General features: G+C 48.2%; 10 protein-coding genes. 8 read left to right on the plus strand and 2 right to left on the minus strand.

Features of this window, described 5'->3' with window-relative positions; genetic code table 11:
• Window positions 1-10 precede the first annotated feature (10 nt).
• The 8 genes from CLV98_RS14770 to CLV98_RS14805 all read left to right on the plus strand — a co-directional run bounded on the left by CLV98_RS14770 (window position 11) and on the right by CLV98_RS14805 (window position 13781).
• Window positions 11-3766 (plus strand): baseplate wedge protein, encoded by a 3756-nt coding sequence (locus tag CLV98_RS14770; protein ID WP_109675242.1) that lies wholly within the window; start codon window positions 11-13, stop codon window positions 3764-3766.
• Between the two features lie 2 nt (window positions 3767-3768).
• Window positions 3769-5133 carry a contractile injection system tape measure protein gene (locus CLV98_RS14775; protein ID WP_109675244.1) on the plus strand — a complete coding sequence of 455 codons (1365 nt, stop codon included), beginning with the start codon at window positions 3769-3771 and terminating at the stop codon, window positions 5131-5133.
• Window positions 5127-6584 (plus strand): ATP-binding protein, encoded by a 1458-nt coding sequence (locus tag CLV98_RS14780; protein ID WP_109675246.1) that lies wholly within the window; start codon window positions 5127-5129, stop codon window positions 6582-6584. The genes CLV98_RS14775 and CLV98_RS14780 overlap by 7 nt, the downstream gene beginning before the upstream one ends.
• A 23-nt stretch (window positions 6585-6607) precedes the next feature.
• Window positions 6608-7873 (plus strand): eCIS core domain-containing protein, encoded by a 1266-nt coding sequence (locus CLV98_RS23455; RefSeq protein ID WP_158281268.1) that lies wholly within the window; start codon window positions 6608-6610, stop codon window positions 7871-7873.
• Between the two features lie 34 nt (window positions 7874-7907).
• The gene (locus tag CLV98_RS24020; protein WP_262512151.1) at window positions 7908-8030 is read left to right on the plus strand and encodes a hypothetical protein; all 123 of its coding nucleotides are present in this window, start codon (window positions 7908-7910) and stop codon (window positions 8028-8030) included.
• Window positions 8027-8443: an SLATT domain-containing protein gene (locus CLV98_RS14795; protein WP_109675248.1), complete on the plus strand. Its 417-nt coding sequence runs from the start codon at window positions 8027-8029 to the stop codon at window positions 8441-8443. The genes CLV98_RS24020 and CLV98_RS14795 overlap by 4 nt, the downstream gene beginning before the upstream one ends.
• A 69-nt stretch (window positions 8444-8512) precedes the next feature.
• Window positions 8513-10417, plus strand: a complete 1905-nt coding sequence (locus CLV98_RS14800; protein ID WP_109675250.1) for an eCIS core domain-containing protein — start codon at window positions 8513-8515, stop codon at window positions 10415-10417.
• 70 nt (window positions 10418-10487) lie between these two features.
• Window positions 10488-13781, plus strand: a complete 3294-nt coding sequence (locus tag CLV98_RS14805) for an eCIS core domain-containing protein (protein ID WP_109675252.1) — start codon at window positions 10488-10490, stop codon at window positions 13779-13781.
• Between the two features lie 360 nt (window positions 13782-14141).
• Here CLV98_RS14805 and CLV98_RS14810 read toward each other — a convergent pair whose 3' ends face one another.
• Together CLV98_RS14810 and CLV98_RS14820 are read right to left on the minus strand one after the other, a co-directional pair.
• Complete coding sequence (locus tag CLV98_RS14810; RefSeq protein ID WP_109675254.1) at window positions 14142-14423, minus strand: hypothetical protein; 282 nt, start codon at window positions 14421-14423, stop codon at window positions 14142-14144.
• A 901-nt stretch (window positions 14424-15324) separates the two neighbouring features.
• Complete coding sequence (locus CLV98_RS14820) at window positions 15325-16086, minus strand: TIGR02757 family protein (protein ID WP_229203383.1); 762 nt, start codon at window positions 16084-16086, stop codon at window positions 15325-15327.
• Window positions 16087-16089 lie beyond the last annotated feature (3 nt).

The raw sequence follows: 16089 nt of genomic DNA on the forward strand, positions 1-16089 counted from the left end.
CAATAGCGCCATGACCGACGACCTTTCACTCATAAAATCGAACCCGTTATTACCCGCCGAAAATTTCGATTTCCTCAAACAGGAGGGTATCGGCCACATCGAACAGTTGGGAAGTGAACGGTGGAACGAATACAATACCTCCGACCCAGGCATCACCATCCTGGAAGCGGTGAGCTACGCCATCACCGACCTGGCCTACCGCACCTCTTTCGACGTAAAGGACCTGCTTACTCCCGCTCAGTTGAGTAAGCAGATGTGGGACAAAATATTTTATACCGCCCGGCAAATCCTGCATGGCAACCCGGTGACGATAAGCGATTGGCGCAAAGTCATTATCGATACCGACGGTGTAAGGAATGCCTGGGTAGAAGTCAGCAAGGACTATGAGGTCCCTATTTACGTAGATTATGATTGGGTTCAGACTCGGAAAACCTGTGAAGGGAAGCCTTGTTTTGGTTTATTGAGCTTACAGCCAGATGCGACCGAAATCAAGAAAATACGCACTGAAAAGGGCCTAGGACAGGACTTTAAGGCGGCCATCGAACACCTCGAAGCCCAGATTCAAGAGCAAATTAAGAAACTATCCGAAGTGTGGTTCTTGACCTCCGAACTCGACCCTAACGTACCGGCCGAAAAGGCCCTATTGGATCAGCGGGAGGAAAAGATGAAGCAGTGGATAGCAGAATGGAAGCTGATATTTACAGAATGGAAAAAGGCCGATAGTGTGGTGGACCTTAAAAAGGCCATCCAAGACCAAATAGAACGCTTGTATGTCATACTGTTAAAACCTGGCCAAGACCCCGTTGACGTGCGCCTACAGATAAAGGCCCTGCTCGACGAGCTCGGAACCACCGTTAGCCTCATTTTGGGATACCTGACCCTAGGGCAGGACACCAATAAAATTGTTGAGCTCAATGGCTTGTATAATATCATAATAGCCTACGAAGAAAATATCGTTGACGATCAACAACGGGAAGAAGTTCGGGACAAAATCATCGATAAACTTCATCAACGCCGCAACCTTTGCGAGGACTTTTTATCCTTTAATGCCGTAGATTACGACGATTTTACGGTCGACGCCCTCATCGTAGTAGAAGAGCACACCGACCCCGACGAGCTATTGGCTCAAATAGCCTTTGCCATTTATCGGTATTTCTCTCCCCGCTTGGGTTTTTATACCATCGACCAAATGCTCGCCAAAGGCTACACCGTAGCGGAGGTATTTGAAGGACCGGCTTTGAAACATGGATTCATAGACACCGAGGAACTTGAAAATACTGACTTATTTCGGGACCTACGCCTTTCGGACCTGATTCATCTTATCTCTGATATCAAAGGCATAGTGGCCGTTACCAATTTTTATATCCCTGTAGAAGCCATCGACGACCACGACAAGGACATCAGCCTGTACTTCGACCGCTGGATAGCCAAACTCAGGGCTGAAAGGAAGATGGCCCGATTTGATCTAAACAAATCGAAATTCACCATACTCAAAGAAAATTCTGCTACCCGGTACAACTCTGGACAGCCTGGAGATAGGCGAATCGACCGACCTGCCAGGCGATTTGAAGACTTAAAATCGCAGGATCAGGCCTATAAGCTCCATGGACACCAAAACGACTTCCCTATAGAAGTGGGCGAAAACATGGACTTGGAGGACTATTTCCCCATACAATACTCCCTCCCCATGGTATATGGTGTAGGAGAAAGGGAAATCCTACCGCCCCATCCAACCGACACCCGAACCCTGCAAGCCTATCAGCTAAAAGGCTATATGCAATTTTTCGAACAGATCGTATCGGACTATCACGCCCAGCTCAATCACCTGAACGACCTCTTTTCGTTCGATGAAAATGTGCAGCAGACTTACTACACGCATCTATTAAAGGAGATCCATAATTTCAAAGATTTGATCCTAGACTATGATCCCGTTGCCGGAGAAACCGACGAGGAGGTCATGGCCGAATTTGCTAAGATCATCCAGCATTTCATAGAACCACCAGAGAAGTACCATGCCCGTAGAAACACCTTACTAAATCACCTTTTGGCACGCTTTAACGAAGACCTTACGGAGTACGAAGCCCTGTGTAGGTACATGAATCTATCGGAAGTTGAGGCCCGCCTGATCGGCGACAAAATAGGTCTATTGCAAGACTATCCGAAAGTAAGCAGCCAGCGGGGCAAGGGCTTTAACTACCAAAATGGCGAACAGATATGGAATACCGATAATATCACCGGTGCCGAACGACGCTTAGGTCGTCTACTCGGTTTTAAGAATATCCAAAGACGTACCCTCGCTCCTACGCTTTTGAGTCAGGAAACCGTCCTCGTCAAAAACGCCAAAGGAGAATGGGTCCCCAAACTTTCACCAAAAGGTGAACCCATGGTGGTCATCAAAATTGTCGACGAATGTGATGCGCTATTACTGACCTCTAACGAGATCAAGAACGTGGCCTGTTGTGTGGACGAATTTATGAACCTGCTATTGGCCCAAGCCGAATCCCGGAAAAATTATCACCTAATCGATCGGTTAAAGGGTATAAAAAGAGGAAAACAAAAAGACCAAATCGGAGAGTTTGGGTATACCCTGCTGGATGCCGAGGGCTATGAGATAGGACAAGGCCCCACTTTTAAAACCAAAAATGAACGTGATGAAGCCATTCAGAAACTGATGGCCGTGGTGGAGCTTATTTCTGACAACGAAGGCATGCATCTGGTAGAACATATATTGCTCCGGCCGAAGCTCGATTCGGTGCTCCCCTATGCCGACTTTACGGAGCCTTTCGACAACGCCGACGTACCTGTCCAGGAGGTAGATCTGCTCCGGATATGTCTCGATCCCTGCGACCTCAATAAGGGCGTTAATGACCGTGTAGACAAACCCGAATATCGGGTAAGAATCAGCCGTATTCCAGCCGAAAAATGCTATAATGATGAGCCCTGGGTACTACAGATCCTCAACGAAGCCAACGAAAACGTGTTGTTTGCCCAGGTACTTTTCGACGAGGACGGACAGCTCGTCACGCCACCTTATCTGCTTACCTTTCGCCGCTATGAGGCACTCAACGAAAGGCTCGACGACCTTAGAGCGTATGGTGCCGAGCCCGACAACTATAAAAGGATAGTCTATACCGAAATCAGAAAACCCGACGCTGCTGGGAAAGAGAACAGTTATTTCAGTTTTCGCATCCTAAACGAAGAGGGGGAAATGCTGGCCCAAACCCGATATCACGACTTACTAGCCGATGCAGAGAAAGAAAGGGATGCACTGGTAAAATACTTCGCCTTTCAACGCAACCTGTACTGCGAGGTAAACCCCTGCGATCATCATGAGGACCCCTACTCCTTCAGGGTTACCATAGTATTGCCCTGCTGGTCCAAAAGATTCCGCAATCCCGACTATCGGCATTTCGTAGAAAAAACCATCCACACCGAACTCCCCGCCCATATACAGGCTACCATCAAATGGGTGGGTATTGGACAGATGCAGCTATTCGAAGAGAAATACTGCAATTGGCTGGAAGAATTTATGACCAACTACTATCCTGAATATGGGCCTGTGAACGAATTGGTTCGGGTGCTCAACAACCTGAAGGAATGTGGCGACTGTGAGGAGGAATGTAGCGGAAAACTGGAAAGTTCCGGCCTGGACAGGTCCAGCCTGGAGAGGTCCGGCCTGGAGAGGTCCGGCCTGGATAGGTCCGGCCTGGATAGGCCCGGCCCCGAACAACCAAAAAGCACCACTAAAAGAAGAAAATCGACTTAACATTGAAAATAGAGCAACACCATATTGTCAACAGCCTGCAGCTGGAGGTTGAGAGCCAAGACGAAACATTATGCTTCCGTGCCAGGAAAGAACTGTCTACCTATTGGCAAGAATGGCTCTTAGGTACCCTTCAAATGGCTTTCGATAGGTATAGCCCTGCCGACCAGACGCTTAGGATCGACAAAATAGAGCTAGACTTCGTCATTGACTCTGCTGAAGACTTCGAAGAGCAATTCAAAGAACAGATCAAACACAAACTCGAAGAGCACCTGAGCAACTTGCAGGGGGACTCCCCATCTAAGGTAGAAGAAAAGTCCCCGACAAGGACAGATTTGGAGTTGCTCACATTTTTCGTTCAAAACGGATTTTACCCTTGGTGGGCTTCGAGTGAAGAAATCCCCTTAAGCGACCTCCTACACCGCATTTACCACCAAGACAAGGATTCATTAAAAACGCTCCTCGAGCGGGTAGTCAGCAACGAGGTTTGCTACCAAAGGTTATGTTTTCAAATCGACCATACTATATTACTCGACGTTTTAACCGACGTTTTTGACTTAGGCCCCCTAGTCAGCTATATAGAGCAGTCGATGGCAGTACCTGAATTAGGGCTGCCCGCAAGCACGATAGCCTATAAGATGCAGGTACTACTCCAAACTTTGGGGGCGTTTTGGGCCACTAGCCCTTCGGAGCAGGCCGATTTTAAGGATACCGTCCACCAGATCATCCGAGCCAGTCGGGCGACAAAGGAACCCTCACGCGCTGCGCCAGCAGATGCCCCAATAACCGAACCTAGATTAGCGGAGCCTCACCACGGCCAGAAGGAGTTCAACAGCCCTATAGAAAGCAGAGAGGGCACTACCGAACCTATGGAGAAATATAGAACGGGCCATGCTGGCTTAATTTTGATCGCCCCCTTTCTCCCCCAATTCTTTAAGAACCTTAGTCTGCTCGACGGCCCGAAATTCCTTGATCCCGCCAGCCAGCACCGCGCCATCATGCTACTCAATTATATGGCAACCGGTGCTATTGCGGCGGAAGAGCCCTATTTATTGTTCGAAAAAATCCTTTGCGGAATACCCATACATGCGCCTATCCCGAAGCAAATGGAGCTGACTCCCGAAGAGCTAACAGAAGCCGACGAACTCATTAGCTCTATACAGGCCCATTGGAAGCCGGTAAAAAACACCTCCCTAATAAACTTCAGAGGAACTTTTTTACAGCGAGAAGGCCTACTCTACGACGAAGCTCACCTATGGAAATTGAGAGTGGAAAGACAGCCCTATGATATGCTCTTGAGCACCATCAGCTGGGGCTACCAGTATCAGACATACAGTTGGACCCCAAAACCGATCGAAACAGAATGGTAGAAAATATTGAAGATCATATAGAATCGACCCCAGACCTCGTAGTGGCCAACGCCTCTTGCTTAAACGAGGAGATTGGCTGGTTTGCCTCGGTTGTCAACGACCGACTGGCTGCCTACGCTCCGGCACCACCCGACCGTGAGCCCGACGAAAATAGATTCCTTGGGAAATTGTTTTCGAATAACCATCAACCATCCAACGGTAGCGAACCCAGCTGGACTGTAGAGCCAATACCAGTGCCCGATCTGTCGCAAAGTAAGTCCGTGTATGCGGAGTTTGTCCGGCATTATAATATGACGGCCGACGAGCGGTTGATCCTCATGCTCACCATACTCCCCCATATTCAGCCCCAGCTGTTGGACGTGTTTTTTACAACCAATCCGCAACTGAAGAGAGGGTATTCGGAATTTGGGGGGATCAAAGGCCACCAACATGGGGGATTTATGCCTACGGTTGAGACGGCCCTCTTTATTACCTCCGGGCAGGATGTGGTAAAGCGCTTTAGAATGATGCAGACCTTTGAGCCTACGCATTTTTTCTTTGCACATAATATATTATTTATCAACCATATACACACCAGTGAACCTTCTAACAGCGCCGCCCTGTGCATGACGGAAGAATTCCTGGACCTGTTTACTACCGGCAAGTTCCGGAGCCCACCTTTTAGCATGGAGTTCCCGGCGAAGCGGTTGATGACCAAAATGACCTGGGACGACTTGGTACTCGGCAAACAGACGACCAAACAACTCGATGAAATCCGCATCTGGCTCCAACATGGAAAGACCTTGCTTTACGATTGGGGGATGGAAAACAAGCTAAAACCTGGATATAAAGCCCTTTTCTATGGCCCTCCAGGCACCGGCAAGACCCTCACCGCCACCCTACTCGGAAAGACCTTCCACCTGGACGTATACCGAATAGACCTATCGATGGTCATTTCCAAGTACATCGGTGAGACGGAAAAAAATCTCGAAAAGGTTTTTAAAAGGGCCGAAAACAAGAACTGGATCCTATTTTTCGACGAGGCCGACGCACTCTTTGCCAAAAGAACTAGTATATCGGACTCCCACGACAAATATGCCAACCAGGAGATCGCCTATCTCCTACAACGACTCGAGGACTATCCAAGCCTGGCCGTATTGGCCACCAATATGCGGCATAATATCGACGAGGCGATTTTGGAGCGAATACAGTCCATCATCCATTTCCCTAAGCCAGAGCCTAGCGAAAGACTAAAACTATGGCAGTCGACCTTTAGCAAATCCGTAGTGCTCGATGAGGCGATCAATTTGGAACAAATAGCCCGTCAATATGAACTCGTAGGGCGGTCTATTGTGAGCGTGGTTCAATTTGCCTCTTTGATGGCCCTGAACAGAAATACCAATATCATCCTTTTGGAGGATGTCATGAATGGCATACGTAAAGAATATTTAAAAGAAGGAAGAACCATGTAAACGTCCCACCAGGGAAAGGAACCATGTCCACAAGAAAACATGAAACAGGCCAACCGGAACCCTGCATACCGGCAAGCCAAAGTACGGCAGGAGGTTCCAGCCTGGTCATTCAACCGAAGTTGATGATAGGCCAAGCCGACGACCCTTATGAAAGACAAGCCGACCAGGTGGCCGATCAGGTGGTAAGGGGAGCGAGCCCTGGTTCGGTCCGTTTCGGCTCCGAGTTTGCGATACAAAGGAAATGTTCCGATTGCGAGAAAGAGGATGAGACCCTACCGCAAAAGTCACCACTTATTCAAAAGAAGGGAATGAATACTGGGACCTTTGCCGGGGAGGCCATTAGTAGCCAAATAGAAGCCTCTAGAGGGGCTGGAAACCCTATGAATGCAACCACCCAGCGCTTTATGGAGAGCCGTTTTGGGAATAACTTTTCGGGTGTGCGCATCCACACCGACACCAGGGCCATTCAACTTTCGCAAGATTTGAATGCTCAGGCATTTACAGTGGGCAACGATGTATATTTTAATGCGGGGCGCTATAACCCCGAAACCACCGGTGGGCAGCATTTACTCGCCCATGAGCTGACCCATACCCTGCAGCAGGGTGGAGGACTGAACCGACGCGTCCAAAGGCAAGCGGAGGAGATGCCCTCCCTGACGCTGAGCTGTCCGGAGAGTACCACTGCACCGCCACAAGTCGCTCAGGGCATTGCCAACCGTACCGACGCCAGGGCCACCGCCATTATAACCCGAGCCCAAAATTCCGATGCCATTTCCGTTCGGGCCATGCGCTTAGTCTCGGATATCATCTGCACCTATTACCCTTCCCAAGCAGGCAAAATCCGGAATATCCGTTACAACGCCAGCGAAGCGGGCCTGCATGTATTCTCGGTTGGGTCTGGAGCCACCACCCGTGCCGACCTGAATGTCGGGGATTATTTTATCAATAATGCGAGCTCCTTTGCCCGTAGGGTGCTGCAAGTGGGTCATGAGCTGATGCATGTAGAACAATACCGCACTGGTATGGCTGGAGGCCATAAGAGTGACGAAAGGGAATTCCTGGCCTTTTATTGGGAGAGCTTAACTGACGAATTTGAAGGTACCGGACGTATGTCGCATGGCACTCGAAAAAACTTGATAGATGGTGCCCTAGGGTATTATTACTGTTTATCCGCAGCTCTTCAAACCACCCACGATGCAAAAAAACAAACCTTATTGACCCGACGAGCTACCGTAGATGGTACCCGAGGCAATGCGCCTACCCCCGCCCCTACCGCTTGTAGTAGGTAGCTGCGAAGTCAGCAACGAATAAACCGAGGTAACCATGTCCAACGAAAGTGCTAAAGTATTTATACGACAAGAGGAGGAGGAAAAACTGGTTCAGTATTACCGGGATATCATCAGTCGCCAATATGAAACCACCACAGAGGCGCAAAAGGCCTTATGATGCAGTTACTAAATACCAAGATCACCCAAATAGAACCTAAAACGGACAGAACCAAATGGATACATTTTTTACTGCGCATAGGCGTCTTGGGGTTCTCGGCTATTTCGACCATCCTTTTGGGTTTGAAAGGGAATCGCCCGGGATGGGATACCCAGCTGAGCAATGTGGTCCTGATTCTGACGGCTACAGTGACGTTCATGAGTGCATTAGCCTCCTTTTGGGATATAGAAAACTATTGGGTAAGACTCAAGATCATGCTGAATAGACTGAAAACTTTAAGATATGAATTCGTATTTAGGGTCATGGAAAACAAAGAAATGTCCAACCAAACCCTCAAAGAATTCCTCGACCGTTTTGTGGCAACCCAAGAGGACGAATATTGGGACCAGTTTTATAAACATCTGAATAAATAATCAAGGTTAAACGGTAGGCTGTTTCCATAAAGATAGGCCTGCCGCTACTAGAAGATAACCATCAACCTTATGTTCGAACAAGCATCCACATCCACCAAACTACACAGCTCAAAGCCAGTGGCCGAGCGGCTTATTCCTCATGCTGGAAGGCAGGAAGTAGGGTCGCATGGTGCGCTGCGGATCCAGCCGAAGCTTAGCATAGGCAGTCCCAACGACCCTTACGAAAAGGAGGCCGATGCGGTAGCCAACCGGGTGATGCGTATGCCTTTACTGACCAATCCCTCCCATAGGGCTGAACCCTCGCTCCAAAGGAAATGTGCATCTTGTGCCCATGAGAAAGAGGAAATACAAAGGAAACCTACAGAGATCACCCCTTTCATACAAAGGAGCAGCCAATCCGGAGGGCTTCAGGCTTCCGACCGAATCTCCAGTGAAATTGCGGCCACCAAGGGTTCGGGTACTGCCCTGCCAGCCCCTACCAGGAGCTTTATGGAAAGTCGGTTTAACCATGATTTCTCTTCTGTGAGGATCCATACCGGGAGTCCGGCCATCCAGCTCTCCGAAAACCTACAAGCCAGAGCCTTTACGGTGGGCCAGGATATTTATTTTAATTCCCAACAATATAACCCTACCTCCGACACAGGCCAGCATCTATTAGCCCATGAATTAACCCATACCCTCCAACAAGGTGCCGGAGTGGATTGGAAAATCCAAAAACAGGGTGAAACGGGCACCAGCGAATATGAGGAACACGTTTCCAGTACCGTGACCAATACAGCAGAACCTGGCATTACCTCTGGAACAGTTACCCGAAGGGAATTTGTTTCTACAGACACACCAGGGGGACGTCGCCAAATTCATCGTTCAGACGTTGACCTGGTTTTCGATGCCAACACCTGTCGTATCACCATTCCCTATAAGGTAAAATTTGTCCATCAATCGGATACGGATAGCACGCACTGCCGCGATCTTGGAGGACGAACCCCCGACCCTATTCGCCCGGTAAGTGCTTCGACCTTTCGAACCGTTGCCAACCAGTTTTTACGTGCCAATAACGAAGGCTTAAACGGCTGGTTTTTGCTGCGCCTGACCAATGCCCCCGGGCACCCGTGCAATGGTCGCAATATTCCCATTGTGGTAGAGGCTACCGAAGTCACCACTGACCCCGACACTACGGTGATCATCACAGCCAATCGGGGGCGCTCCTATGTGAGTGGTGACGGCTCGGTATGTACCTTGTGCAATAATCCCAGTTACGATGTGATGGTACATGAAGCCGGGCATATGACCCTGGGATTTGGCGATGAATACAGCGAGCGATCGCGCCGATCGGCCGAAACGGAACGACTTACCGACTCCTCCCGTATGGCGCAAGTTGGCCCTGAAAGGCTGCAGGTCTTCCGGGAGCGGCATTTCGCCTTCGTCCCCGCCTTTATTCAGAATATTATTCCGGGATGTAGGGCTACCCTGATTTTTGGCGAGCAACCTCGGTATACGCCCATCGTATATCCCAGTCTCTCCCTGTCGGGTGTGACGGGCGGAATGAGTGGATTTCTGATAAGCGGTGGACTGGACATGGGCATCCCCTTAGACGCCCTTCGCCGGACTGAAATCCTGTTAGGCCCTCGGGTGGGGCTACTTCTTGGTAGCAATGATGAAGGCGACATGCTGGCCTTCTTGTACGGCATGCGGCTCGGCCTAAGCGGCAGCTTCGATACGAGGCTGTTCAATCAACAACTGCTCACCAGAGTAGGCACGTATATGGAATATGGAGGAGGACGGGACTTGGCGTCGATTCATCCGATAGTATCTCCCAATTTCACCTATTTAGAAATGGGAGCTACCCTAGGAGTACGCCTTCCATCGTCGGGATTAGAAATAAGTGCTCAAGCCGGATTCGGGGCTCTGGATTTGGATTCCCCACGTACCATAGATATTTTAAGATGGGGCTTAACCATAGGCGGGAGTCTTTAGAATTATGTAAAACAATAGATGCTTTCGCTTCAATAAATAAAGCTATTGGAACACCTAAAACCCCTTTACCGTGTCAGAACATAGCCAGCAGACCACTTCAGAGAAACCCCAAACCACCTCGGTGGCCCAATCACTTTTGCCCCCTACAGGTGTGGATAAGGGAGGTCTAAACAGTGAACAGGCCTTCCGTATTCAACCGAAACTAAGCATTGGTAGTCCAGACGACCCCTATGAACGAGAGGCCGACGACGTGGCCAACCGGGTGATGCGTATGCCTTCGACGCCCTTTTCCCCCAGCCAGTCGGCCTATGGCATTCAGATGAAATGTGCAGCTTGTGCCCATCAGGAAGAGGAAGTCCACCGAAAAGTCTCCGAAACCACCCCCTTCATACAGAAAAGTGGACTATCCGGTGGTATGCAAGCATCGGATAGCGTTTCCAGTGAAATAGCAGCCACTAGAGGGGCTGGTAGTCCATTGGCCGAAGGACCAAAAAGTTTTATGGAAAGCCGCTTTGGAATGGATTTCGGCAGTGTAAGGATTCATGACAACAGCACCTCTTCCCAATTATCGGAGCGCCTCAACGCCCAAGCCTTTACAGTGGGCAGTGATATCTATTTTAATAGCGGCAAATACCAACCCGACAGCGACAGCGGCAAACAACTGCTGGCGCATGAGCTCACCCATACCATCCAACAGAACCAAGGGGACATTAAACCCAAAATACAAAGACAAGCCTATTGGGTTGGGATCAAAGAGGGAGGAAAAAAAATGACCGGTACCCATATCCATAATACCGTATTAAAGGAATTTGGAAACAAAAACAGCGATCTTTTCACGGAGGCCCCGGTACCCAACGCCACATTAAAAAGCGCGGAATACGGCAAGGAAGGGAGTGCGGACATGTACCTGGCATCGACCACCGTTGGAGTTAAATTCAACGCCCATCATACCCCTGCCTACCTAGACAATAACAGGAAATTAAGGAAAGGCAACAAACCCTTTAAACATGGCAATTTAGCGGCCCCAACGGTCAAAAACGGAGTCGTTGACCTAAACGGTGCCCCTAGTAGTATCAAGGTCGGTGACTTAAAACCATATGGTGCCCCACTCAGCGACCCTGAGTATCAGGAGCAAATCAGCGCGTATTTGGCGGGTTTTAAGATGGTCAAAAATGAAATCAACGAAATGGCACAAGACCCCTCTCAACGCTATTACCTCAAACCCGAGGGAGGTGTCTGGCACCCCACCATTTCGGAAATGACAAGTGCTGACGCCCAAGTACCCGATCAATACGTGTTAAGCTCCACCTCGGCACCATTGCACCGTATTGTTTTGAAGCAGGGGGGAAAAACCTACTTCGACAAGCACATCGTGGTGATGGGCCGCATGCATATTGCCTATAGAAAGGATCAGAAAGGGATCTGGAATTATATTTGGGTGCCTGAAGCCGGTCAAAACATCACGGCAGCAAGCCTTCCCGCTACGGTTGTGGCGCAGCAGATCAATATCAATCACCTCGTCGACCCCCTATCTGACGTTCATATACAGACTAAACCGAAAGCAACTGGAGCTCGACCACGCATTCAAAGAAAAAAGGATGCGAGTGGCTTTGACTTTGAAAAATGGAAGGCCGACCATACGAAGTTTCGCTCGGACTATAAGGCCGTTCCTGAGGCCGACAAAGAAGAAGCCAGTGCCAAGGCATTGAGCTTTAAGGTAGGAAAAGAAATGTACACCCATTTCGGTAGAATTCCAGGATTTGAAACCGGGTTGGACTCCCCAAAAGAGGTAGAACATGTCAAACTCGTAAAAAAACTGAAATTTTGGTCCAATCCACTGTCGGTCATCGTAGGCTGGCTACGAGAGAAATTTGGCGGAACCTTTGTAAAAATCCATAAGGCAGTTGTTAAAATCAAACAAAAGGTAAAACAGGTGGTGGCCAAAACCAAGGCGACCATCAGCAAAGGAGGCATTGTCGGTTCGGTCATCAAGGTATTTATCAAGGCCTTTAAGATGCTAGGCGTATACTTGGTCACTAGGACCGTGGACCTCATCACCCAGGCCATTACGTCGGGCTTCCAGAAGAAAGTCAGCGCCTTTGTAGAGTCGCTGATACCCGATGAAGTGGAGACAGAAATAGAAAAACTCAACAAAATCAAAGACGACTACGAGAAACGGGCCCTAGAAACGGTTGATGAGCTTCTGGAGCGGTTTGTAGGTAAAAACCTTAAGGATTTCGAAGATTTGGCAGAGGTAGCTAAAATCGCACAGACCGCCACCTCCATCATCAGCCTGGTCCGCTGGGGAGCGAGGCTGCTGGCCTGCGCCTCCCCGCCCGCCCTAGGCTGTCTGTGGATCATCGCCGAGGCGGTACTGGAAGAAGTAGCCGCTCGGGTCATCGAGTCCTGTTGGTTTATCAAAAAGGTGATCCCCAAAATCGCCGTATTCGATATAGTAGCCAGCATTCCTAATAAAATAGCCAATCACGTCATAGAGCAAGCCAACCTCGTAATGCCGACAGGATGGAACGACACCTTCGAAAAAGTCCCCGAATCGGCCCTGGGTTACGACGGCAACTATCGAGTCGACTGCTCCGATGGGGGTGGCAGTGGCGAACCCTTTGGAGAGAAAAGACAGGAGGTGATCGAGCTGATGGAAGCCTTAGGGGAGGAGCGTTTCGTGGCTTTGATGGAGCTGTTATCTAAACGCGGAGCCGGCCCTTGGGCCTTGCTAGATAGCGAAAGGGTGAATATGCTCAAAAACAGTGCCATAGCCACCTTGGATCCCGAGACCCTTCGACAAATCGCCAAAGACCCCACCAAAGACACCCCTGTAGAGCTGGAAGAGCTCCTCAAAAGTGTGGCGCAGTACAGTAAAAAAGAAAAAGAGACCAAGGCCAAATATTTCAGGGATAAGGCGAAAAGAGCGCTCCTTGCGGAAGGAGGAGGTTCTGGAGCCAGAAAGGACGGATCGGAAGCCGGAACGGGTAAGTCTGAGGCTGGCAAGGGAACCCCTTACCAGGTCATAAAAACACCCATACCATTCGATAAAAGTACCCATCGCACGGCCCATATTACTGAACTCAATATTAAGGCACCCAAAGACAAGGTCAGAACGAATGGGGAGTATGAGGCCAGCGTACAGGTAACCATCAACGGAACGCTGGTAGTGGTGCCCAGCTTTAAAATAAAGGTACTCAATATCATGCAAATCCTTACGGTGGGTGAAGCAGCTCCTTATGAATATAATATCACTATTACCGAAGATGTGTTTATTAAATTCTCGACAGGAGAAACCCTCAAATTAAATGGCATGAATATATCGGAGACCTTCATTCGCTTTGCTGGTTCGCCCCTACCCTGAATGGCCACTATGGTCTCTGTCTTACAGATCGGTACAACAAACCTCACCACCCCTAGTCTATGAGCACGGACCGACCTAACCAGTGCAAAGTCTCTCATCACCCTAGTCTGTCTCATTGGCCGGTATAAACGTGCATCATTGTTTTGGATAAAATGTTATTAAGTCGGTAGGTTTTAAAGGTCTGTGAAGACACAGATTCTGTGTTAAAAACCAAGCTGTTTTCGCTATAATTATATACATTTGATATGAAGGCAGCTAAATGCTAGCCTGTTTAGAGATGTGTCTTTTTAGGCCATCTCTAATTCTTTTTCTTCCACCTGGGCTATGTCCAGTTTTTCAAGAAAGTCCTTAATCAAAAATTTAAGAAATGAGCTTAACTTGGTGTCCATGCAAATATAGCAACTCCGCTTCAACCGTATTGTTTTTTAGCTCAATGCCATGGAGATAGTCTTGGGTTAGGGTTACGATTCCCGAAGTTTTAACCGTTTTTCTTAATTTATTGCCTAGGCCGTCATAAAGAAGTTCAATGGTATTGCCGGTTCCAAAGTCAAACTTGGTGGGCAGGTTTAGGTGGTTATGCGGGGCCTCTAGGTTGATATGACTCGGGGGGATGCTGCTGGTGCCAGTACTTTGTGTAGACAAGTTACTGGAAGACTGAACGCGTTTAATACGCTAACCCAAGCTAATCTAGATTACCAAACAGGGTTAACTTGGGTTTCTGGTTACTGTTTTACGATTTTCTTCGTTGTCAAAGTACCTACCGAAGGAGAAAAAACACATGTAAAAACAATGGTCTTGATACTTTTCATATTCAAGTGAGGATAACAAAAGTAACCCTAAACTCCGGAGAAGAAGAGCTTCTGGCGAGCAGTATTTTTGTTGTTAAACTTATAAAAGAAAAGTATGTTCAATAATTATATGCACTGCGTTGGGGTGTGGTAGAAGCATTTAAAAAATTGAAACTGGAACAGTTTGGTTGCAAATCATTTTACGGGATTTATCAAGAATTTTACGCCCACCTCTTTTCGATGAACCTTGTCAGTATTATAGGTAATCAGGCAGAAAACAAAGTCAAAGAAAAGACAAAATGTAGAAAACTAATCTATAAATACAACTGGCAGAATGCATTCCGATTGGTTCGAGCTCAATTTGTTTCTTTATTCTATTGGGGAGAATTAGAATAATGCCTTACAACTATATTGGCACAAATTATTGGATCATTAACGGCCATAAAGCCTGGAAGAAATGTTGAAGGGAGCATGATGTGCAAACGAAAATCTGCATATGCCCCGTGTTACAAATAGAATTGCTAAATATACCCAATACAAGTAATTTGGAATAAAACGAAGCATATTGCATGCCACTAGAACTTAATAAAATTGGGAAGGAAAAGTAAGGCCCAAATTTTTCAATATTTAAAATAAAAATCCAAAATTGTAACCTAATTAGCTCACTAAACTACAATTTCTCGATATGTCTTCCTTGAAATAGCTCTAAGTTAAAAGCATTGGTTGAGACACAAACCTTGGTGGCGTCAGCGCTACTAACTGGCGAAGCCTTCGATTCCTAAACCAAAGAGGGCAAAGTCGTATTTTACTGGATCTTCGGGGCAGAGTTCTTTGAGGGATTCCGTTAGTTCTAACGCCGTTTGCCAGTCGGTAACTGGGCGTTGGATCAGTCCTAACACACGGCCCACCCGATCCACATGTACATCGCAAGGACATACCAGCTGGGCGGGAAGGATGCGATCCCAAATACCAAAGTCTACTCCTCTGTCGTCTTTACGGACCATCCAGCGCAGGAACATATTGAGGCGCTTACAGGAAGATTTCCGCTGGGGGCTAGCTATATGCTTGCGGGTGCGCGCCGGAAAAAAGGGAGAATCGGTAAATACCTCCTGGAATCCTATCAGCGCCGATTCTACGTTAGCAGACTCCCTATTCATCCCCACCAAAAACGCATCCTCAAGGGAGTCGAACCGTTGGTAATGTCTCCGCAGGAAGTCGATAAAATACAGGGTGTCCGTCGCATTGAAGGTACGATGCTTAAAGTCAAGAAATGGTTTTAGATCGTTTTCCTGATGGTGCAATATAAAGTCGTAGGGAGCATGATCCATAAGACCAAAGAGCTCCTGGCATTTATTGATAATGGTCTTTCGTTGCCCCCAAGCCAGTATAGAGGCCCAAAAAGCCGTAATTTCTATGTCCTGTGGCCGGGTGTATTGGTGTGGGATGCTGATGGGGTCCAAGGCAATAAAATCAGGACGATTGTATTGCTCTACCTTGGCTTCCAGCAAATCGAACACGTA

Origin of the sequence: Dyadobacter jejuensis (genome assembly GCF_003149085.1) — a bacterium.
Lineage (GTDB): Bacteria > Bacteroidota > Bacteroidia > Cytophagales > Spirosomataceae > Dyadobacter > Dyadobacter jejuensis.

Excerpts from the sequence above, each read along its gene's own strand:
- CLV98_RS14770 (WP_109675242.1), top strand. The coding sequence starts at position 11 with ATGACCGACGACCTTTCACTCATAAAATCGAACCCGTTATTACCCGCC.
- CLV98_RS24020 (WP_262512151.1), top strand. The coding sequence starts at position 7,908 with ATGTCCAACGAAAGTGCTAAAGTATTTATACGACAAGAGGAGGAGGAA.
- CLV98_RS14780 (WP_109675246.1), top strand. The coding sequence starts at position 5,127 with ATGGTAGAAAATATTGAAGATCATATAGAATCGACCCCAGACCTCGTA.
- CLV98_RS14800 (WP_109675250.1), top strand. The coding sequence starts at position 8,513 with ATGTTCGAACAAGCATCCACATCCACCAAACTACACAGCTCAAAGCCA.
- CLV98_RS14795 (WP_109675248.1), top strand. The coding sequence starts at position 8,027 with ATGATGCAGTTACTAAATACCAAGATCACCCAAATAGAACCTAAAACG.
- CLV98_RS23455 (WP_158281268.1), top strand. The coding sequence starts at position 6,608 with ATGTCCACAAGAAAACATGAAACAGGCCAACCGGAACCCTGCATACCG.